At 66.8% G+C, this 19,569-nt stretch carries 19 protein-coding genes, 1 tRNA gene and 1 pseudogene; 10 read left to right on the top strand and 11 right to left on the bottom strand.

What is annotated here, in order from left to right; translation table 11 throughout:
- Positions 1-266 precede the first annotated feature (266 nt).
- Positions 267-2,642: a DEAD/DEAH box helicase gene (locus ACPCUW_RS06585; RefSeq protein WP_423423999.1), complete on the bottom strand. Its 2,376-nt coding sequence runs from the start codon at positions 2,640-2,642 to the stop codon at positions 267-269.
- A 435-nt stretch (positions 2,643-3,077) separates the two neighbouring features.
- Between ACPCUW_RS06585 and ACPCUW_RS06590 the strand changes: the two genes are divergently transcribed.
- The 5 genes from ACPCUW_RS06590 (at position 3,078) to ACPCUW_RS06610 (ending at position 8,657) form a co-directional block, all read left to right on the top strand.
- Positions 3,078-3,284 carry a cold-shock protein gene (locus ACPCUW_RS06590; RefSeq protein ID WP_011206895.1) on the top strand — a complete coding sequence of 69 codons (207 nt, stop codon included), beginning with the start codon at positions 3,078-3,080 and terminating at the stop codon, positions 3,282-3,284.
- Positions 3,285-3,724: 440 nt separating this feature from the next.
- Positions 3,725-6,580 carry a type I DNA topoisomerase gene (topA, locus tag ACPCUW_RS06595; protein WP_396928577.1) on the top strand — a complete coding sequence of 952 codons (2,856 nt, stop codon included), beginning with the start codon at positions 3,725-3,727 and terminating at the stop codon, positions 6,578-6,580.
- Positions 6,581-6,654: 74 nt separating this feature from the next.
- Positions 6,655-7,866 carry a DNA polymerase III subunit delta' gene (locus ACPCUW_RS06600; RefSeq protein ID WP_064902444.1) on the top strand — a complete coding sequence of 404 codons (1,212 nt, stop codon included), beginning with the start codon at positions 6,655-6,657 and terminating at the stop codon, positions 7,864-7,866.
- Positions 7,867-7,966: 100 nt separating this feature from the next.
- Positions 7,967-8,524, top strand: a complete 558-nt coding sequence (locus ACPCUW_RS06605) for a YdeI/OmpD-associated family protein (RefSeq protein WP_423424035.1) — start codon at positions 7,967-7,969, stop codon at positions 8,522-8,524.
- Between the two features lie 57 nt (positions 8,525-8,581).
- Positions 8,582-8,657: transfer RNA gene (locus tag ACPCUW_RS06610), tRNA-Thr, on the top strand.
- An 85-nt stretch (positions 8,658-8,742) separates the two neighbouring features.
- On the opposite strand, the pseudogene ACPCUW_RS06615 reads toward ACPCUW_RS06610, so the two are convergent.
- Positions 8,743-8,940 (bottom strand): annotated as a pseudogene (locus tag ACPCUW_RS06615) (site-specific integrase); the annotation flags it as partial.
- Positions 8,941-9,015: 75 nt separating this feature from the next.
- Between ACPCUW_RS06615 and ACPCUW_RS06620 the strand changes: the two are divergent.
- The 3 genes from ACPCUW_RS06620 to ACPCUW_RS06630 all read left to right on the top strand — a co-directional run bounded on the left by ACPCUW_RS06620 (position 9,016) and on the right by ACPCUW_RS06630 (position 10,512).
- Positions 9,016-9,261 (top strand): winged helix-turn-helix domain-containing protein, encoded by a 246-nt coding sequence (locus tag ACPCUW_RS06620; RefSeq protein ID WP_423424000.1) that lies wholly within the window; start codon positions 9,016-9,018, stop codon positions 9,259-9,261.
- Between the two features lie 276 nt (positions 9,262-9,537).
- Positions 9,538-9,819 carry a hypothetical protein gene (locus ACPCUW_RS06625; protein ID WP_423424001.1) on the top strand — a complete coding sequence of 94 codons (282 nt, stop codon included), beginning with the start codon at positions 9,538-9,540 and terminating at the stop codon, positions 9,817-9,819.
- Positions 9,820-9,846: 27 nt separating this feature from the next.
- On the top strand, positions 9,847-10,512 hold the full coding sequence (locus ACPCUW_RS06630; protein ID WP_423424002.1) for a phosphate signaling complex PhoU family protein: 666 nt from the start codon (positions 9,847-9,849) through the stop codon (positions 10,510-10,512).
- Positions 10,513-10,602: 90 nt separating this feature from the next.
- On the opposite strand, the gene ACPCUW_RS06635 is transcribed toward ACPCUW_RS06630, so the two are convergent.
- From ACPCUW_RS06635 to ACPCUW_RS06645, 3 genes are all read right to left on the bottom strand, one after another.
- Complete coding sequence (locus ACPCUW_RS06635; RefSeq protein WP_423424003.1) at positions 10,603-11,037, bottom strand: hypothetical protein; 435 nt, start codon at positions 11,035-11,037, stop codon at positions 10,603-10,605.
- Between the two features lie 131 nt (positions 11,038-11,168).
- Positions 11,169-11,987 carry a glycosyltransferase family A protein gene (locus tag ACPCUW_RS06640; protein WP_423424004.1) on the bottom strand — a complete coding sequence of 273 codons (819 nt, stop codon included), beginning with the start codon at positions 11,985-11,987 and terminating at the stop codon, positions 11,169-11,171.
- A gap of 102 nt (positions 11,988-12,089) precedes the next feature.
- Positions 12,090-13,049, bottom strand: a complete 960-nt coding sequence (locus tag ACPCUW_RS06645; RefSeq protein ID WP_423424005.1) for a glycosyltransferase — start codon at positions 13,047-13,049, stop codon at positions 12,090-12,092.
- Positions 13,050-14,299: 1,250 nt separating this feature from the next.
- Here ACPCUW_RS06645 and ACPCUW_RS06650 point away from each other — a divergent pair.
- Positions 14,300-14,656 carry a hypothetical protein gene (locus ACPCUW_RS06650; RefSeq protein WP_423424006.1) on the top strand — a complete coding sequence of 119 codons (357 nt, stop codon included), beginning with the start codon at positions 14,300-14,302 and terminating at the stop codon, positions 14,654-14,656.
- 304 nt (positions 14,657-14,960) lie between these two features.
- On the opposite strand, the gene ACPCUW_RS06655 is transcribed toward ACPCUW_RS06650, so the two are convergent.
- The 6 genes from ACPCUW_RS06655 to ACPCUW_RS06680 form a co-directional block, all read right to left on the bottom strand.
- On the bottom strand, positions 14,961-15,599 hold the full coding sequence (locus ACPCUW_RS06655; RefSeq protein WP_423424036.1) for a PAS and ANTAR domain-containing protein: 639 nt from the start codon (positions 15,597-15,599) through the stop codon (positions 14,961-14,963).
- 286 nt (positions 15,600-15,885) lie between these two features.
- Positions 15,886-16,323, bottom strand: coding sequence for an arsenate reductase ArsC (locus ACPCUW_RS06660; RefSeq protein ID WP_423424007.1), 438 nt, complete (start codon positions 16,321-16,323; stop codon positions 15,886-15,888).
- 121 nt (positions 16,324-16,444) lie between these two features.
- Positions 16,445-16,693: a hypothetical protein gene (locus tag ACPCUW_RS06665; protein WP_423424008.1), complete on the bottom strand. Its 249-nt coding sequence runs from the start codon at positions 16,691-16,693 to the stop codon at positions 16,445-16,447.
- 25 nt (positions 16,694-16,718) lie between these two features.
- Positions 16,719-17,816 carry an ACR3 family arsenite efflux transporter gene (gene arsB / locus ACPCUW_RS06670; protein ID WP_423424009.1) on the bottom strand — a complete coding sequence of 366 codons (1,098 nt, stop codon included), beginning with the start codon at positions 17,814-17,816 and terminating at the stop codon, positions 16,719-16,721.
- Entirely contained in the window at positions 17,813-18,184 is a 372-nt protein-coding gene (locus tag ACPCUW_RS06675; protein WP_423424010.1) for an ArsR/SmtB family transcription factor, read from the bottom strand. Before ACPCUW_RS06675 ends, arsB begins: the two co-directional genes overlap by 4 nt.
- 205 nt (positions 18,185-18,389) lie before the next feature.
- A complete protein-coding gene (locus tag ACPCUW_RS06680) occupies positions 18,390-18,926 on the bottom strand; it encodes an ArsI/CadI family heavy metal resistance metalloenzyme (RefSeq protein WP_423424011.1) in 537 nt (178 codons plus the stop codon).
- A gap of 95 nt (positions 18,927-19,021) precedes the next feature.
- Here ACPCUW_RS06680 and ACPCUW_RS06685 point away from each other — a divergent pair, with 95 nt between their 5' ends.
- Positions 19,022-19,381: an Rv2640c family ArsR-like transcriptional regulator gene (locus ACPCUW_RS06685; protein WP_423424012.1), complete on the top strand. Its 360-nt coding sequence runs from the start codon at positions 19,022-19,024 to the stop codon at positions 19,379-19,381.
- Positions 19,382-19,569 lie beyond the last annotated feature (188 nt).

The raw sequence follows: 19,569 nt of genomic DNA on the forward strand, positions 1-19,569 counted from the left end.
TTCAATTCCGGCGGCGCAATTGTGCAAGCATTCGACGCTGCGGGATTCCGATAAATGCACACATGTGAATGCCCACATGGCCGTTATTCGCTAGGGCAATGTGCCGGTTAACATGATCGACTTCCTTTTTATTCCCGGTCGCGCCGTAGGACTCGATGGCGGCAGGCAGTCCGTGGGACCGGGAAGCGACGACGTCTACCGACGGTGTCCGCATCGTCACGAAACGGATTCGGGCAGGTCATGGCCCGAAATGTTGTCCGTGCGGGTCAGCTCGGCGCATCGTCGGGCAGATCGGCGAGGACGGCCGTCAGCAGCGCGGCCGCACCCTTCTTGTCCAGCGGGGAATTCCCGTTGCCGCATTTGGGGGATTGGACGCACGAGGGGCAGCCTTGCGGGCACGAACAGGAGGTGATGGCCGCCCGCGTCGCCGCCAACCAGGTCCGCAAGCGGGTGAACCCGCGCTCGGCGAAGCCGGCCCCGCCCCGATGGCCGTCGTAGACGAAGACGGTGGGTAGCCCGGTATCGGGGTGCTCGGCGATGGAAACGCCGCCCACGTCCCAGCGGTCGCAGCTCGCGACCAGGGGCAACATCCCGATCGCCGCATGTTCGGCGGCGTGCAGGGCGCCGGGTACGCGGCGCGGCTCGATCCCCGCCGCGGCCAGCAGGCGCGGTGTGACGGTGTAGAGCACGGCCTGGGTCGGCAGTGTCTGCTCCGGCATATCGAGTTCGACGAGGTCGAGAACCTCTCCACTGGGAAGCGTGCGCAGATACCCGACCACCTGGCGGGTCACCCGGACCCTGGCCAGGGCGGCGGTGACGTGCCCGTACACCCGCTCGTGCGTGCGCTCGTCGATCGCCACCGAGGTGACCATGCGGGCGCTGGTGGTCCATCCGGGCTGCTCGGCGTGGACGAAGGCGACGCCGGCCTCGAGATCCAGTTCGTCGACCACGTAGGTCTCGCCCTGATGCAGGTGGACCGCCCCGGCGTGCAGCGTCGCGGGAGCCCGGCCGGAATCCGCGCTGCCCAGTAGCCGGCCGCTGGTCGCGTCCACGATGGCGATCTGGGAGCCGATGCCGCCGCGCACATCCACGTCGTCGTGTGGGTAGGCGCTCGACGTCGGATACCAGCGAGCCTGACCGCCGCCGTTCTCCCGGCGCTTGATCAGGCCCTGCGCGGCTAGATCGGCGGCCACGTCCCGGACGCCGAGGTCGTCGATCTCGGCGTCGGTCAAGGGGTGTTCGCAGGCCGCACACAGCAGGTGCGGGCCGGCGACGTAGGGGTTGTGCGGATCGGTGATGGTCGCCTCGACCGGCTTGTCCAGCAGGGCGTGCGGGTGGTGGACGAGGTAGGTGTCGAGCGGATCGTCGCGGGCCACCAGCAGTACCAGCGAGCCCTGGGTGCGACGTCCTGCGCGGCCCGCCTGCTGCCAGAACGAGGCGACGGTTCCCGGGAAACCGGCCATCACCACGGCATCCAGCCCGGCGATGTCGACGCCGAGTTCGAGTGCGGTCGTGGTGGCCGCGCCCAGCAGCGACCCGTCCGCCAGGCCGTTCTCCAGTTCCCGCCGGTCCTCGGCCAGGTATCCGGCCCGATAGGCCGCCACTCGCCCGGCCAGCGCCGGATCCACCTCCGCCAGCATGCGCTGCACGTCGATGGCGACGACCTCGGCGGCCCGGCGGGAGCGAACGAAGGTCAATGTCCGGGCACCCTCGACGACCAGGTCGGTCATGATCCGGGCGGCCTCGGTGGTCGCCGCCCGTCGGACCGGGGCGCCGTTCTCGCCACTGAGGTCGCCGAGCAGCGGTGGTTCCCACAGGGCGACCGTTCGCGCACCCTGCGGGGAGCCGTCCTCGGTCACCGCGGTCACCGGCGCACCGATCAGCCGTGCGGCCGCCGCGGCCGGATCGGCGCTGGTGGCCGAGCACAGGACGAAGGTCGGATTCGCGCCGTAATGCGCGGCCAGCCGCCGCAACCGGCGCAACACCATCGCGACCTGGGACCCGAATACACCGCGATACGCATGGCATTCGTCGACCACCACGTAGCGCAGCCGCCGCAGCATCCGCGCCCAGCGCTGATGCGCTCGCAGTAAGCCGATGTGCAGCATGTCGGGATTGGTGAACAACCACCGCGCATTCGCCCGCCCCCACTGCCTGACCTCGGGCGGAGTATCGCCGTCGTAGGTGGCCGGATGGATATCGCGCAGGCCGCCGGCATGGGTCAACTGCGCGGCCACGCGGAATTGATCGGCTCCGAGCGCTTTGGTCGGCGATATATACAGAGCGGTCGCTCGCGGATCCCGCCGCAGGTCGGTCAATACCGGAAGTTGATAACCCAGGGATTTGCCCGACGCGGTCCCGGTGCAGACCACGACGTGTGTTCCCGAAGCGGCCAGCTCCGCGGTTCGAATCTGATGCGTCCACGGTGCCTCGACACCGGATTCCCGCAGGGCGTCGACCACCTCCGGAGCAGCCCAGGAAGGCCAGTCGGTGATGCGCGCCGGCCGGGCCGGGAGTTCGGTCACATGGGTGATACGACTCTCCGCCTCGGGCACTCCGAAAAGGACACGATTCAGCAACGATGTCCCGTAGCCGATCGCTTCTGCGGGCGTGGGGGCCGATCGCGGGCCTTTCGGATTCATCGGACCGAGACCGTGCGACGCGAAGAAAGTGTGAACCGTGTGTGCCGCCCTCGCCCGAGCTGCCAATTCACTACCGAGTAGCGACCTGCGTCACAGTCTGTTTGCCTGACGCTCGCTCGGTTATCGCTAAGCAAACCTACTTCAAGTTTGGATTTGGGCATTGTGCCCCTCACCTGCACATTCGCAAGATCATCTTTTTTGCAAATTGTCGGTAACTCGGCTGTCGAATTGCGCGCGGACATGGTTCACTAGTTCTCGGTCGCAAGCTTCTGTGTTCGAGGGAACGGATCAAAGGTCCAAACCATCAGCAGGATCGATGTTGCGAACGGTGTGCTTGAAGCTTCCTGCAGGGGGAACAGAGTACAGCGGTCGGAACGGACCCGGTGGACCAACCTAACTTGTCCGCCGTTCCGGTATGGAAAGAGAAGGAACAGAATGGCACAGGGAACTGTGAAGTGGTTCAACGCGGAGAAGGGGTTCGGCTTCATCGCGCCCGAGGACGGCTCCGCTGACGTCTTCGTCCACTACTCCGAGATTCAGGGTTCGGGCTTCCGCACCCTCGAGGAGAACCAGAAGGTCGAATTCGAGGTCGGCCAGGGCACCAAGGGCCCGCAGGCCACCGGAGTTCGCGCGCTCAGCTGAGCGAGTAACCCAACAAGGTCCGATCTCTCGTCCCTCACCGCGAGCACGCGGTGAGGGACGAGTCATATGCGGGGGAAGTAGACTCGATCGAAAACCGGGGCTTTTCGATGTGATCGAGTTGCCCACAAGGGGGTTTTTCTGCAGTTCGCAGCCATTTCGGTTCGGACGGTACCGACGGGGAAGTACCGCGCAGAACAGCCGAGACTCCAGGGTCGCGGGGCCGCAGTGCGGACTCCACGACAGCGAAACACGGTATAAACGTCTCTGGCGGGAGACATTTGTCTCTCCCTCTTGCCCCAGCCGCGCGCCGCGCGCCTGCGCCGCGCGGGTCGACAGGAAAGGTGTGTTCGCCGGTGGCAACACGAGACCGCGGTGCATCGCCGACTCCCGATGCGGCTTCCGCCGGGCCCGACGCGGCCGCATCCGGCCGGGGGCGTCCCCTGCGTCGTCTCGTCATCGTCGAGTCGCCGACCAAGGCACGCAAGATCGCGCCCTATCTGGGCCGCGGTTATACGGTCGAGGCATCCGTCGGCCATATCCGGGATCTGCCGCGCGGTGCCGCGGACGTGCCGGCCAAATACAAAGGCCAGTCCTGGGCTCGGCTGGGTGTGGATGTCGACCACGATTTCGAGCCGATCTATGTCGTCAGTCCGGACAAGAAGGCCAAGGTCTCGGAACTGAAGACGCTGCTGCGTGATGCCGACGAACTGTATCTGGCCACCGACCCCGACCGCGAGGGCGAGGCCATCGCCTGGCACCTGCTCGAGACGCTGAAGCCGAAGATTCCGGTCCGGCGAATGGTGTTCCACGAAATCACCGAGCCGGCCATTCGTGCGGCCGCGGCCGATACTCGCGAACTCGACAACGACCTGGTCGACGCCCAGGAAACCCGGCGCATCCTCGACCGCCTCTACGGCTACGAGGTCAGCCCCGTGCTGTGGAAGAAGGTCATGCCGCGACTGTCGGCGGGCCGTGTGCAGTCGGTCGCGACCCGCATCGTCGTGCAGCGCGAGCGCGAGCGCATCGCGTTCCGTTCCGCGGAGTACTGGGATATCGCGGCGAAATTCGACGCCGGCGGCGGCCAGAGCGACGAGGCCAACCCGCGCATCTTCGGCGCGCGGCTGGTCACGGTCGACGGTGCACGCGTCGCGGGCGGCCGGGATTTCGGATCCGATGGTCAGCTCAAGGCCCGCAACGGTGTCACCGTCCTCGACGAGGCCGCGGCACGGCGGCTGGCCGCGGCACTGGACAAGGCGGATTTCCAGGTCACCTCGGTCGAATCCAAGCCGTACACGCGGCGGCCCTATGCGCCCTTCATGACCTCGACGCTGCAGCAGGAGGCCGCCCGCAAGCTCCGCTTCGGGTCCGAGCGCACGATGCGGGTAGCGCAGCGGCTGTACGAGAACGGCTACATCACCTATATGCGTACCGACTCCACGACGCTGTCGGAGTCGGCGATCAGCGCGGCGCGGGCGCAGGCGACCCAGTTGTACGGGCCCGAGTTCGTGCATCCGACGCCGCGGCAGTACACCCGCAAGGTCAAGAACGCGCAGGAGGCGCACGAGGCGATCCGGCCCGCCGGTGACACCTTCGCCACGCCGGGCCAGCTGCACGCCCGGCTGGACCAGGACGAGTTCCGGCTCTACGAACTGATCTGGCAGCGCACGGTCGCCTCGCAGATGGCGGACGCGCGCGGCACCACGCTGACGGTCCGGATCACCGGCCGCGCCGGTACGGGCGAGGAATGCGTGTTCTCCGCATCCGGGCGCACCATCACGTTCGCGGGCTTCCTCAAGGCCTATGTGGAAAGTGTCGACGAGGATGCGGGCGGTCAGTCCGACGACGCGGAATCGCGGCTGCCCGCGCTGACCGAGGGCCAGGGCGTCAACGCCACCGAGCTGACGCCCGATGGGCACACGACCAATCCGCCTCCGCGCTACAACGAGGCCTCGCTGATCAAGGCGCTCGAGGAACTGGGCATCGGACGCCCGTCGACCTACGCCTCGATCATCAAGACCATTCTGGACCGCGGCTACGTCTACAAGCGCGGTAGTGCGCTGGTGCCGTCCTGGGTGGCGTTCGCGGTGGTGGGCCTGCTGGAGGAGTACTTCGGCCGCCTGGTCGATTTCGATTTCACCGCGGCCATGGAAGACGATCTCGACGCCATCGCCGGCGGTCGCGAGCAGCGCGGAAATTGGTTGACCAGCTTCTATTTCGGTGGTGACCACGGCGCCGAGGGTTCGGTGGCGCGTTCCGGCGGACTGAAGCGGATGGTCGGGGAGCGGCTCGACGATATCGATGCCCGCGAGGTCAACTCGATCAAGATGTTCACCGACGACCAGGACCGCGACATCGTGGTCCGGGTCGGGCGCTTCGGTCCGTATCTGGAGCGCATGGTGCAGAACCCGGACGATCCGGATGGCGATCCGATCTCCCAGCGCGCCAATCTGCCCGACGATCTGCCGCCGGACGAATTGACGCCCGAGGTCGCGGAAAAGCTGTTCGCGACCCCGCAGGAGGGGCGCTCGCTCGGTGTGGATCCCGAAACCGGACATCGGATCGTGGCCAAGGAAGGTCGCTTCGGGCCGTATGTCACCGAGATCCTGCCCGAGCCGGAGGCCGATCTCGACGCCAAGAAGGGCGCCAAGAAGGCCGCCGCGCCCAAACCGCGAACCGGGTCGCTGCTCAAGTCGATGGATCTGTCGACCATCACCCTCGAGGATGCGCTGAAGCTGCTGTCGCTGCCGCGGGTGGTCGGCAAGGATCCCGAATCCGGTGACGAGATCACCGCGCAGAACGGCCGCTACGGCCCGTATCTGAAGAAGGGCACGGACTCTCGCTCGCTCGCCACCGAGGACCAGATCTTCACCGTGACCTTGGAAGAGGCTTTGAAGATCTACGCCGAACCCAAGCGGCGCGGACGGCAGGCGGCGAGTGCGGCGCCACTGCGGGAGTTGGGCAACGACTCCGCCACCGGCAAGCCGATGGTGATCAAGGACGGGCGGTTCGGCCCGTATGTCACCGACGGCGAAACCAACGCCAGCCTGCGCAAGGGTGACGAGGTGGAGTCGATCACCGACGAGCGGGCCTCCGAGCTGCTCGCCGATCGCCGCGCCAAGGGGCCGGTGAAGAAGGCGGCCAAGAAGACCGCGAAGAAGGCACCGGCGAAGAAGACCGCGGCGAAGTCGACGGCGAAGAAGACCACCGCGACCGCCAAGAAGACCACCGCGAAGAAGACCGCGGCCAAGAAGGCGCCCGCGAAGAAGGCGGCGGCGAAGTCTCCGGCCGAGTCGTAGCGCGCGGCCCGAGTCGTAGCGGGAGCGTCTCGGTGCCGGTCGGTTTGTCGGTGCGGCCGATTAGGGTGTAGCGCGTGGCAGGTGTCTTCGATCGGCTCGTGGGCCAGGACTCGGTCGAGTCCGAGTTGACCGCTGCCGCCGTGGCGGCGCGCGCCGGAATCGCGTCCTCGGCGATGACGCACTCCTGGCTGTTCACCGGGCCGCCCGGATCCGGCAGATCCGTTGCCGCACTGTGCTTTGCGGCCGCGCTGCAATGTACGGCGGAGGGCACGCCCGGTTGCGGGCACTGCCATGCCTGCACCACCACCATGGCCGGCACCCACGGCGATGTCCGGCGGGTGATTCCGGAGGGCCTGAGCATCGGCACCAAGGAAATGCGCGAGATCGTGCAGGTCGCGGCCCGGCGCCCCAGCACCGGGCGGTGGCAGGTGGTGGTGATCGAGGATGCCGATCGATTGACCGAGGCCGCGGGCAACGTGCTGCTGAAGGTGGTCGAGGAACCGCCCGAGCGGACCGTGTTCCTGCTGTGCGCGCCGTCGGTGGACCCGGAGGACATCTCGGTCACTCTGCGATCCCGGTGCCGGCATGTTCATCTGGTGACGCCGTCGGTGGACGCCATCGCCCAGGTGCTGCGCGAGCGTGACGGGCTGGCCCCGGAACAGGCGGCGTGGGCGGCCTCGGTGAGCGGCGGACATGTCGGTCGCGCCCGCCGCCTCGCGACCGACGAGCAGGCCCGCGCCCGCCGTACCCGGGCATTGTCGCTGGTCTCGGCGGTCGCGCGTCCGGCCGCCGCCTACGCGGCCGGTGACGAGCTGGTCAAATCCGCCGAGGAGGAGGCCAAACAGGTCAGCGCGGAACGGGACGAGCGCGAGCGCGACGAGCTGGCGACCGCGTTGGGCGCCGGCGGCACCGGGAAAGGCGCCGCCTCGGCGACCCGCGGTTCCGCCGGGGTGCTGAAGGACCTCGAGCGCCGCCAGAAATCCCGCGCCACCCGCACCAGCCGCGATGCCCTCGACCGGGCGCTGATCGACGTCGCGGGCCTGTACCGCGACGCGCTGGCTCTGCGTTTCGGGACGTCCGCCGCGAATCCCTCCCCGGCGATCACTCTCACCCACCCGGACCTGTCCGATCAGATCCGCGATCTGGCCGACGAGGTGCGGCCCGAGGGACTGCTGCGTTCCATCGAGGCCGTCCTCGCCTGCCGCGAGGCCCTCGACCTGAACGTCAAACCCCGCTTCGCCATCGCCGCGATGGTCGCCGGGCTCATCGCGGCCCGCTCCGCCTGAACCACCGCGCAACCGACCGTCGGCGATGTCAGCGACAAAAGTGCTCAAAGGGCGAGTACTTCAACGGGCAGCATGGTGTTCGACGAGAGGACGAACCGTGATGCGAAAACTCCCTGCTGTCAACCGCTTTCCCGATGCCGCCGCCTGGGCCGATTGGCTCGACGGTCACCACACCGACGACGACGGCGCCTGGCTGCTGATCGCACGCAAAGGATCGTCCGCGCCCCTGATCGCCATCGACGATGCGGCCGAGGTGGCCATGTGTTACGGCTGGATCGACGGTCACCGGCGCGCGCGCGACGACCGCTCGTTCCTCCAGCGCTACTCGCGCCGGCGACCCGGCAGCACCTGGTCCCAGGTGAACGTCGTGCGAGCCGAGGCCCTGATCGCCACGGGCCGGATGCGCCCACCCGGCCTCCGTGCGGTCGAGGACGCCCGCGCCGACGGTCGCTGGGATGCCGCCTACGCGCCACAGCGCTCGGCATCCGTCCCGGCCGAGCTGTCTGCGGCTCTGGCCGAAGACGCCGATGCGGCGAACCGCTTCGCCGCCCTGGACCGAACCGCCCGCTACCTGCTGGTCCTTCCCCTGCTCAAGGTCCGAACCCCAGCCGCCAAGGCTCGCAGGATGGCCGAAATCATGGCCACACTGCATCGATGACCTGCCGTTTTCGTGTTCGGTCGCCGAAGACGATAGACTCGCACCGCCGAAAGGCACGCCGCCTTAGCTCAGTCGGTAGAGCGCTTCACTCGTAATGAAAAGGTCGGGGGTTCGATTCCCCCAGGCGGCTCCATACTTCCTGGTAGAGCCGGTCTCCGGCTCCTATGATTCGGACCCCGAGGGGCCGCAATCACAACTAATTCGGCTGCCGTCACAGGTCAGCGCGTTCCGCTGACAGCACGGTCCAGCGCATCGGCAGCAGCCGGGTGGGCACGGCCGCGAGCCATGTAGCGCCGCTGGATCATGGCCGGATCGACGTGCATCAGGACGTCTGCGGTGACCCGGGCCGACAATCCGGCGTCGCCGAGGATGGTGGCCACGGCTCCACGGTAACTGTGGGCGGTGACGTCGTCGGGGATGCCCACGCTCGTCTAAGTGCGTTGATACGTCGCGGGCCCGCGCCGCGACCGACCGTGCTGTCGCTAGGAGACTTGCGCGTCGATACCGCCGGGCGGCGCTGCTGGCGCTCGGACACCGAAATCACCCTGACTGCGGAGGAATACGCTCTGCTGGAGATGTTCGCCCGTCAGCCTGGGATGGTGCTGACTCGCGAGGTGCTCACCGAGCACTGCTGGGACTTCGCTTACGAGTCGCGCTCCAGCGTCGTCGATGCCCACATCCGCAGCTTGCGCGACAAGATCGACCGCCCCTTCGGCGTCAGTTTCCTCGAAATCTGACAGCATGGCCAAAACGCCGCCAGGTGATACCTGGCGGCGTCAACTTGAACTCGCGCCTGGCTCTCGGAGTATGAGGTCGGCTGGGCTGATGGTGCCGTGCATCAGCTGTCGTCTTCGGCCCGCCCGGCACCAGGCCGACCCGCGAGGGCGGTGAGTCCGGCAACGACCGCCGGGACGAGAGGTCCCGGAAGGCGTCGTCGACCGGGGTGATGAAAGGCGGGCGCTGGGGTTCTGTCCAGGGACTCTTCCCCTGTGGTCGGGTCTACGGTGGGCGGTATGGACAGCAGGGAAATCGCGGTCACGGTAGGTGAGGAAGACTGGGCCACCTTGCATCAGGCCGCCGAAGCGGCCGGCATGAGTGTCGAGGCCTACGTGTCCTGGGGTGTGCGGATCCTGGCCATGCAGGCCCGTCCCGGGCGCCGAGAACCCCGGCCGACCTCGCCGCCGCGGCGACGAGAAGACGCGGGCGCCGAGGAATCCGAAGCAGCGGCGTGGGCCGAAACCTTCACTCAGCGACTGTCGCACCGCGCCGACCGTCTCCATGAGACCGAGAGCTGAACCATCAAGGTGCGGAGGTAAATCGGTATGCGGTCGGATTACCACGCACACCTGCGCCAGCTCGCCGAGCTGCTGCACGCGATGAGTGAACGCGACCGCGTGGCGATCGCCGCTGCCACCCACGCGGTGGTCAACGCCGACATCGACCAGGCCGAAGCCACCCTGGACCTGGTCGGCCAGGTCGAGACCATGCAGCGAGAAACCGAACAGGAAGCCCTACGGCTACTGGCCCTGCAGGCCCCGGTCGCCGGCGAGCTGCGGCAGGTGGTCACCGCCATCCAGCTCAGCGGGAACCTGCACCGCATGGCGGTGCTGGCCGGGCACATCGCCACCAGCGCGCGCCGCCGCCACCCCGATCATGTCGTTCCTGAACCGGTGCGGCCGCTGATCGAACGTATCGGTTTCACCGCGCTCGCGATCGCCACCAGCGCCGCCGCCGTCCTCGACACCGGCGACCCGGACGCCGCCGCCGGTCTGGACGCCCATGACGACACCATGGACCAGCTCCACGAACAACTCCTGGCCGTGGTGCTCGATCGCGACTGGTCTTACGGGATCACCGCCGCGGTCGATCTCACCCTGCTGGGCCGCTACTACGAACGCTTCGCCGACAACGCTGTGGAAGTCGGGCGCCGCACCATCTTCCTCACTACCGGCGAAACCACCCACCACCGGACACCTACCGACATGTGACGCCCCGCGCCCGGGGCGCCAGGCCACGGCCTTTCATGGCGAAGAGGGCCCCGGGCGAGCAGACCGCACACTGGCCCGCTGCCCCAGGGTCTACATGTACGGCCAGTGGTCGGCGTCGCGGTGAGTGCATCGTTGCAGGTGTGGGTCGTCGATGGTGTGGAGCCAGCGGACCGGTATACGGATCGTTTCGAGCGAGGGAACGCGGGCCGGCAGGCCGTTGTGGTCGATCAATGAGCCCACCCCGCAGTAGCCCTGCTCAGGTGCGAGACCGATGGCGGCCGCCTGGTCGTCGGTGAGCATGATCGCGGCGTGGGCGCGTTCGATCAGCCGTATGCCTTGGGCGGTCGCCGGCTCGGCGGTGGGGTCGACGCTGGTGACGGTGAGCCGGAACCGGGCGCCGGTCATGAGGCCGGCCATCCACATGCTGGTGCCGGGCCGCTCGCGGTCGGGGTAGCGGGCGGCGGGTAGTCGATGAGGAACCAGCACCACGTAGGTGTGCCCGATCCGGATGTCACGGGCTCGCACATCTTCAGATTCGTTCCCACACGGCGCCGGGGTTACATGGGGCGCTGAACTCTCAGGACCTTCCCATTCAGCACCCGGGCTCGCCGGATCGAGCACTCGATCCGCGCGACGATGCGGGTTGTGGTGCTGGTTCAGTGGCCGGTGGCCGAGATCCGTTCGGCGCCGGGCCGCAGCCGGAACCGGCGGTGTTGGAAGTCCCAGAATCGGTAGATCGGCCACTGCAGCGTGTGGGATAGGCAGGCGGCCCAGATGATCAGCCGGTGCTGGTAGCGGACCTGGAATCCGTGGTGTTCGATGGTGGCCAGCCCGATGTGGTGGAACTGCCATTGTCGTCGGGGGCTGGTGCGCCGGCGCCGGGCCGAGGTCTGGGCACGCATCGTGGTCAGCTGGTCGATGCGCAGGCCTCGTAACGTCAGACACAGCGCCAGGTCCAGGTCCTCGGCCACGTCCGCGCGGGTTTGCACCGCCTCGCGCACCTGCTCCCACGCTTCGCCCCGCAAAGCCATGTTGGGGCCGTACATGTTTGCCACCGGCCCGCCGAGTTTCCCCAGGCGCAGCAGTAGGTGCTGGCCGAAGCGCAGGAGGAATCCGATCGGGGAATCGTGGTAGGTGCACAGTCCGGTTACTGCGGCGGTGTCGGGGTGGGTGGTGAGGTAGTCGCGGATGGTGGCGGCCCAGTCGTCGGCAACGAGGGTGTCGGCGTCGGTGCGGGCGATCACCTCGCCACGCGCTTTGTCGAATCCGGCATTGCGTGCTGCGGGGATGCCGCGCACCGGCTCATGCAGCAACTGCACTTTCGGGTGGCGGCCGGCGAACTCGTAGACCACCTGTGCGGTGTCGTCGTCGCTGCCGTTGTCGACCACGATCACTTCGTCGACCGCGTCCTGGGCGACCAGCCGCGACAGGGTTCGCTCGATCACGTGCGCTTCGTTGAGAGCGGGAACTACCACCGACAAGATCATCGAACATCTCCTGTAGGGAAGGGTTGGACGAATCGAGAAGTGGATCGGGCCGGCCACCTGATCAGGGCAGAGCGCGCGGGGAGCGCGTTCTCATCCGGTCACGCCGAGATCGGCGCCGTTGTTGCTGTGGTCGGGTGAGTGTGCCGGGTGGGGCTGAGTGTGGCCGCCAGTGGTGCAGTGCGAGCAGGTGTTTGCGCGGCGGGGGTGCACGGTGGCGGTGCGGGGAGTGGGTCCGTGCAGGGTGAAGTGGCGGCGTTCGAAGTTCCAGAACCGGTAGATCGGCCATTGGAGGGTGTAGGCGATCCACGCGCGCACGGTGAGCATGTGGTGCGCGGGTGCGATGGGGTAGCCCTGGTTGGCGAGGGTGTGCAGGCCGCACTGCTGGTATCGCCACCATTGGCGGGGGTGGGTGCGGTATCGGCGCGCGGAGGTGCGCACATGCATGTGCACGGGGCGGTCGATGCGCAGGCCTCGTTTGCTCAAACACAAGGCGAGGTCGAGGTCTTCGACGATGTCGGCGCGCATACACACCTGCGCGCGGACTTGCTGCCAGGCGCACGCGCGGATGGCCATGTTCGCGCCGAACATGTTGGCGACGCGGCGGCTGGGCTTCCCGTGTCGCTGTTGCAGTCGCACAGCGGTTTTCAGGAACACCCCGACGGGAGAGTCGTGGAAGGTGAGCGGCCCGGTCAGTGCCGCGGTGTCTGGGTGAGCGGCCAGGTGCTCGCGGATGGCGCGGGCCCAGCCCGGCGCGACGAGGGTGTCGGCATCGGTGCGCGCGATGATCGCCCCGCGTGCGTGGTCGAAGCCGGTGTTGCGTGCCCAGGCGATTCCCAGGCGGGGTTCGTGCATCAGGACGATCCGGTCATCGACGGCGGCGTAGTGGGCGGCGATCGAGGCTGTGGCGTCGGTGCTGGCGTTGTCGACAACCACGATCTCGTCGATCTCCGGCTGCGCGAGCAGGTGGTCGAGTACGGCCGCGATCGACCGCTCCTCGTTGAACGCAGGCACGACCACCGACAGCGCCGGTGCGGAATCGGGCAGGGGCACAACAGCTCCTGATCTGTATGGGTACGGGTAACGACACTCACTGCTTGCACGACAACGCTTTCGGTGCCGGCCCCCCGGCCGCCGGCACCGTCCGCGGGGACACAGTCCCCACCGTCGTGCACGTCGGACCGCGCCAACGGCGCCCCGAAGTGCAACGGCGCCACAGTTATTCGCCGCTGCTGCGCGCACGGATATGTGCCGGCCACCGGTACGGGGACAGAACCGACCGCAGGTCCGCCAACACCACCCACACCCCCGGCATCGGTCCGGTGGAGGCGGGACACAAAAAACTTCGAACACAATTTCCCCGGGCGGTTTCGGCGCCGGATCAGAAAATCGGTGATCTCCACAGGAACGTGAGTTCATCGCATCCTTCCCGAACCGTGAGACAGGTTCAGGACACGCGCGAGATAGGTGTTCACACATCATTGTTTCGGCTTGTCGATCGGTTTTTGATTCCCTCGAAGCTGTGTGTAATGTTCCGGCTCGAGCTCAGGCAGGAGCTCCGCTCGCAAAAAGGCAACAACGTCCGCACAAGGGGGTGATTACCCGTGATTCTCACTTTCGTCGTGAACCTGCTGCACTCGCTGCTCGGCATCGTCGGGCTGTGATTGCGAAACCGGCCGGCTCCGACCCCGGGGAACACGGCCGGTATTTCTCTCCGATCACCGTAAAACGCTGGTCATACCCCATTTCTGCTGGTGGGGTGCAGCGTCGTGGCAAACCGGCCCGGAGGCCATCCACACCTCTGGGTTACGCGAATGATCAATACACCGGTACGCAGTGCAGTGATCGAATCCGGTGGTTTATCTGCACTGCGTACCGTTGTCGACGGCACTGAATTATATTACCGGGACCCTATCCCTGGTAATATAATTCAGTGCCCGGCGGGGTGAATTCTCGGGATCTCCTTTTATAGCAGTCGCGGACGGTGTTTCAGGCCAGAGTGTCGCCACCCGGAAACGGAATTCTGCTAGATCTCACACCTATGCCATTCGATTAAACGGTGGATGGCGCCGTGGCTTCCTGGGCCGCAACTGCCGACGCCCCATCCTCGTTTCCCACTACCGCACTCGGGCGACCGCATTCGGGTTCGGCACCGAAACACCCCTGGCGCAGAAGGGGCTCTCTTGGTGAGATCGAGATCGGCTGCACACCACCACACCGGCAGCCGCGATCCGAGATGGCAGTTCGCCGATTGCGGTGACACACTGATCATTTCGACCTCTCCGGGCACGGCCACCATCGAAATGACCGGCCCGCTCGCTGCCGCAGTCGAGGTATTCCTGCACGCCAACCGCCTCGACGGCCCCGCCATCGTGATCGGCGGCCACGACACCAGCCGCCTCTATCTGGTGACCGGTCTCGACCGCACCCGGCTGGCCGCGCGCTACCTCGAAACCGCCGGCGCGCGCATCCGTACCGGCACCCACAGCATCGACATTCCCCCCGCCGGGCCGCGGCGATGGCAGATCGGCGACGGCACCCGCGACTGGATCCCACCGATAGTCGCTTTCGCAGCAGCCGCCCGGGCCGCACACTCCTTCACCGTCACCCGCGAAAACCATGCTCCGGCCCACCTCACGCGGGAAGTCAGTCACGTATGAGACTGCTCGTCGCCGCGGTGAACAGTCCTCCGGATTCGATGTCGGTTCATCGTTTCCGGCCGCTCACTCCTACCTCGATGGGGTGAAAATCCTTACGGTCAACGGTCGCTTTCGGATCACCTTTCGGCCTCGGTGCGGGACGAGTGGGGCGGGGCAGGTAGATCGGCAGTTCCGGCGCTGGTGACGTCGCGTTCAGGCAAGCCGGATGATCGGTGCTGCTCCCTGATCGAGAATGCCGGCTGTGGGATCATCCGCGTAGAACAGGTGTGCCCCCACGTTCTCGCAACCCGGGCGGGGCGGACTCTTACTCTGGTCGGTTCTGCGGTGGGATGCGGGTGTGGGCGGTGAGCAGCACGTGGTCGAAGGTGCTGACAACGTCGGGGCTGGAGGGCGGCACCAGGGTAAGGTCGGCGATGAGTTGGGCGGCGAGGTCGCGGAGTTTGGTGTTGGTTTCCTGCGAGCGCCACGACAGCACCGCGAAGGCTTGGCGAGCGTTGATGCGGTACATGCGCATCAGGACGCCTTTGGCCTGCTCGATCACCGCGCGGGCTTCGATGAGCTCCGGCATGGTCGCCGTCAGGGTTTCGCGCTCGTACTCGGCGAGGGTGGCCGTGCAGTCGATGTAGAACCCGGCCGTTCCGATCGCGGTGCCTGCCTCGTCGACGATGCGGTCGGCGACGACCATGACCTCGCGTTCAACGTCGTTGGTGTCGAGGAATCGGTGGTGGCTCGAGAATGCCACGCCCTGCTCGATGGAGCGGGCGATGGCTTTGGCGACATCGTCACGGTCGTCGGGATGTTTGTGCGACAGCATCAGCTCGGTCGTGGGCTCGATCTCTCCTGGGGTGTAGCCGTGCATCCGGTAGACCTCGTCGGACCATTCCCATCGTTGATCGGCGAACCAGAACCGAAACGACCCTGCCTTCGGCGGGGCCTCAGCCATGACCTTGTCGACGGTGTTTGTGCTGTTCGTGCCGTTCTCGCCCACGGGCCGATTATTGTCGCGAATCGGTACCACGGCACCTGAACAGAACAAATCGGTTCGGAGAGTGACCTCCGATTCCGTTCACTGATCAGAGGCCGGCGGCGCCCGACGACTCCGGTCGACGTCGCGCCACGCAAGGTGATTGCTGCCCTTGCGGGCGACCGCGACCACGTCGCGGCGGAACTTCTCGGGATATGGCTTCGGCATGGCAAACGTCCTTCCAGCGAGGAGAAGTCCGCACAGGTCAGGAGTCAACCGAACCAGGGGCAGTCCCGTGGGTGGGGATGGCGAGTTCGGTGAGTAGGTCGCGGATGCGGCGTTCGATGTCGTCGCGGATGGGGCGGACCGCGTCGAGGCCGAGGCCGGCGGGGTCGTCGAGTTTCCAGTCGCGGTAGTCGACGCCGGGGAAGTAGGGGCAGTTGTCGCCGCAGCCCATGGTGATGACGATGTCGCTGGTTTGGACGGTGTCCGGGGTGAGGATTTTCGGGGTTTGGGCGGTGATGTCGATTCCGACCTCGGCCATGGCTTCGATGGCGGCGGGATTGATCGCGTGGGCGGGTTCGGTTCCGGCGGAGCGGACTTCGACGCGGTCACCGGCGAGATGGGTGAGGAAGCCTTGGGCCATTTGGGAGCGTCCGGCGTTGTGGACGCAGACGAACAGCACGCTGGGGGTGGATGCCATAGCGGGGCAGGGCCTTTCGAGATACTGAGGGGTTAGTCGGGGAGGTCGAGGTCGGCGGCCGCGGCGAGCGTGGTCGCTCGGTCGATCGCCGCCGGCGTTCTGGTGGCGGGGGCGGGAGTGGTCACGGTGTGCTCCGAGGTGGCTGGTCGCGGGTGAGCTCGAGACGGAGTGCTTGGACGCGGGTGGTGAGGTCGTCGCGGATCAGGCGCATCCGCTCGATGCCCTGTCGGGAGGCTTCGTCGGTGTCCCACACCAGCATTCGCGGCCCGATCGGTGAATCGAGACGGGCTTGGCGGCCGATCGCCACGATCACGTCCACGGCGGCGGCGAGGGCGGGGTCGATGGGTTTGGGGCGCTGTTTTTCACGCACACGAACAACACCGACGGCGTCGCGGTCACTGCGTCAGCTCCGCTGCGGCGCCGGTCGTGGTGTGGGGGAAGCGGTTACGCAGTGCCAGGGAGACGTAGACCAGGCCGACGAGGACGGGGACTTCGATCAGGGGACCGACGACTCCGGCGAGGGCTTGGCCGGAGGTGGCGCCGAAGGTGGCGATCGCGACGGCGATGGCGAGTTCGAAGTTGTTGCCCGCGGCGGTGAACGCGAGGGTGGTGGTGCGTTCGTAGCCGAGGCCGATCAGGCGGCCGTAGAGGTAGCCGCCGCCCCACATGATCGCGAAGTAGGCGAGCAGCGGGATCGCGATGCGTGCGACATCCCATGGCCGGGAGGTGATTTGGTGGCCTTGCAGGGCGAACAGGATCACGATCGTGAACAGCAACCCGTAGAGGGCCCAGGGACCGATTCGCGGTATGAGTTTCGATTCGTACCAGTCACGCCCGCGAGCGCGCTCACCCAATCGGCGGGTGAGGAATCCGGCGACCAGCGGGATGCCGAGGAAGATCAGTACCGATTTCGCGATCTGCCACGGTGAGGTGTCGATGGTGGTTTGTTCCAGGCCGAGCCATCCGGGCAGGACCGAGAGGTAGAACCAGCCGAGTACGGCGAACATGACGACCTGGAAGATCGAGTTCAGGGCGACCAGGACGGCGGCGGCTTCGCGGTCACCGCAGGCGAGGTCGTTCCAGATGATCACCATCGCAATGCATCGGGCGAGGCCGACGATGATCAGCCCGGTGCGGTACTCGGGCAGATCCGGCAGCAGCAGCCAGGCCAGGGCGAACATGAGCGCGGGCCCGATCAGCCAGTTCAGCACCAACGAGCCGATGAGCAGGCGGCGGTCACCGGTGACCGAATCGAGGCGGTCGTAGCGAACCTTGGCCAGCACCGGATACATCATCACCAGCAGCCCGATCGCGATCGGCAAGCTGATCCCGTCGACCTCGACCGCGGACAGGCCGTCCCCGAGGCCGGGGATCAAACGCCCGAGCAGCAGGCCCGCGGCCATCGCGACACCGATCCAGACCGGCAGGAACCGGTCCAGCGTCGACAACTTCCCGACCACCGCCGGGTGTTCGGTGTGTTCGGTTGTCGTCATGCCGGGACCTCCGATCCGGCACAGCGGCCCAGCACGAGCGACAAGCGGTCCAGTGCTTGCGGCACGACGCGGTAGTACACCCAGGAGGCGCGGCGTTCGCTGGTGACCAGCCCGGCCTCGCGCAGCACCTTCAAATGGTGGGAGATGGTCGGCTGGGTGACATCCAGCCCGTCGGACACATCACACACGCAGGCTTCGCCGCCGGTGCGGGCGGCGATCGCCGAGAGCACGCGCAGTCGGACCGGGTCGGCGAGGGCTTTGAACATCACCGCGAACTCGGCCGCCTCCGCCCCGGTCAACGCGTTTCCCACCGTCGGAGTGGGGTCGCAGCCGACCGGCACGGTCACCGGCACCTCTGGTTTAGACATGCATCGATATTGACTGATATCGATACTGAGAGCAAATGAACTCGAGTGACGAGCTTCGGGCGCGCCTGACGAACTCGACCGTCCCGCGCGGCCATCACAAGCGGGCCGTGATCCCGCCGCGTCGGCACACTCCGCCCCGCGAACCACCGCGGAGCAATCGGACGCGGCCGCAAGGTCACGGCCGCATCGACACCAACCGTGCGGATCAGCTGCAGCAGCCGGCTCCGGAAGCGATCGCCTTCTCCTTCGCCTCACTGGTGCAGCACGCGGCGGAATCGTCGACAGCGGTCTCGGCGGTCGGTGCGGCGCCGGTGCCGCAGCACGCCTGTACGGTCTCGGCGTCTCCGGTGGCGAATTCGGGTGCGGTGCCGAAGTTCTCGGTGTCGGCGAGGACGGTATAGACCTCCCACTTCTCGGCGTTCGGGCCGGTGACCCAGACCTTGTCCTGGGTGGCGAAACAACATGTGGTCGCAATCTGCTCCTCGGTGAACAGTCCGGCCTCCGACAGTCGTGCGATCTCGCCGTGGACCTGCTCGGAGGTTTCCACCTCGACCCCGAGGTGGTTGATCGTGCCGCCCTGGCCGGTGTTCTCCAGCAGGACCAGCTTCAACGGGGGCTGCTCGATGGCGAAGTTGGCGTAGCCGGGCTTGCGCTTGGCCGGTTCGGTGTTGAACAGCGTGGAGTAGAAGGCGATCGCCTGCTCGAGGTCGTCGACGTTGAGGGCGAGTTGCACGCGGGACATGAGAACCTCCACAGTAAGACATATATCGAAAAGCTGGACGAGGTCGAGTCTGCCACCTTTTCGACATATGTCAATCCGATGGATAGAGTGGTGGCATGCCCAAGGCTCTGCCCGTGATCGATATGTCCGCGCCGGTGTGCTGCGCGCCTGTGGCGGCGGGCCCGGTCGACGATGCCGCCGCCCTCGAGGTCGCGCTGCGGCTCAAGGCTCTCGCCGACCCGGTGCGGGTGAAACTGATGTCGCTCCTGCTGGCCAGTCTCGACTCCGGTGAGAACGGTGGCGATCTCGCCACTGCGGTCGGATTGTCGGAATCCACGGTGAGCCACCATCTTTCGCAGCTACGCAATGCCGGTCTCGTCGACTCCGAACGCATCGGCATGAAGGTCGTCCACCGCGCCAAGCGTGACGCCCTCGCGGCCCTGTGTGTGGTCTTGGACCCCAACTGCTGTCAGTGACACCACTTCGTCCTGTCCATGGGATCGGCTCTTGCCGCCGAAGCCCGCACGAGTCTCGTGGTACGCGACGGTGCGGTTGCCGCGCTGGAGCGGCGGCCTGCATGGTTCTACTGCCTTGTGGTCGACGTGAAAGACGCGTAGCGCGGTCACGGTTGTGGGAAAAATATGGGATGTGTCGGAATTCCGGC

The sequence above is a fragment of the Nocardia sp. AB354 genome (assembly GCF_049538315.1).
GTDB lineage: Bacteria > Actinomycetota > Actinomycetes > Mycobacteriales > Mycobacteriaceae > Nocardia > Nocardia nova.

Coding starts and splice junctions, on each gene's coding strand:
- ACPCUW_RS06590 (WP_011206895.1), top strand. CDS start 3,078: ATGGCACAGGGAACTGTGAAGTGGTTCAACGCGGAGAAGGGGTTCGGC.
- ACPCUW_RS06625 (WP_423424001.1), top strand. CDS start 9,538: ATGGACAGCAGGGAAATCGCGGTCACGGTAGGTGAGGAAGACTGGGCC.
- ACPCUW_RS06655 (WP_423424036.1), bottom strand. CDS start 15,599: ATGGCTGAGGCCCCGCCGAAGGCAGGGTCGTTTCGGTTCTGGTTCGCC.
- ACPCUW_RS06585 (WP_423423999.1), bottom strand. CDS start 2,642: ATGAATCCGAAAGGCCCGCGATCGGCCCCCACGCCCGCAGAAGCGATC.
- ACPCUW_RS06685 (WP_423424012.1), top strand. CDS start 19,022: ATGCCCAAGGCTCTGCCCGTGATCGATATGTCCGCGCCGGTGTGCTGC.
- ACPCUW_RS06650 (WP_423424006.1), top strand. CDS start 14,300: ATGACCGGCCCGCTCGCTGCCGCAGTCGAGGTATTCCTGCACGCCAAC.
- ACPCUW_RS06680 (WP_423424011.1), bottom strand. CDS start 18,926: ATGTCCCGCGTGCAACTCGCCCTCAACGTCGACGACCTCGAGCAGGCG.
- ACPCUW_RS06630 (WP_423424002.1), top strand. CDS start 9,847: ATGCGGTCGGATTACCACGCACACCTGCGCCAGCTCGCCGAGCTGCTG.
- ACPCUW_RS06605 (WP_423424035.1), top strand. CDS start 7,967: ATGCGAAAACTCCCTGCTGTCAACCGCTTTCCCGATGCCGCCGCCTGG.
- arsB (WP_423424009.1), bottom strand. CDS start 17,816: ATGACGACAACCGAACACACCGAACACCCGGCGGTGGTCGGGAAGTTG.
- ACPCUW_RS06675 (WP_423424010.1), bottom strand. CDS start 18,184: ATGTCTAAACCAGAGGTGCCGGTGACCGTGCCGGTCGGCTGCGACCCC.
- ACPCUW_RS06660 (WP_423424007.1), bottom strand. CDS start 16,323: ATGGCATCCACCCCCAGCGTGCTGTTCGTCTGCGTCCACAACGCCGGA.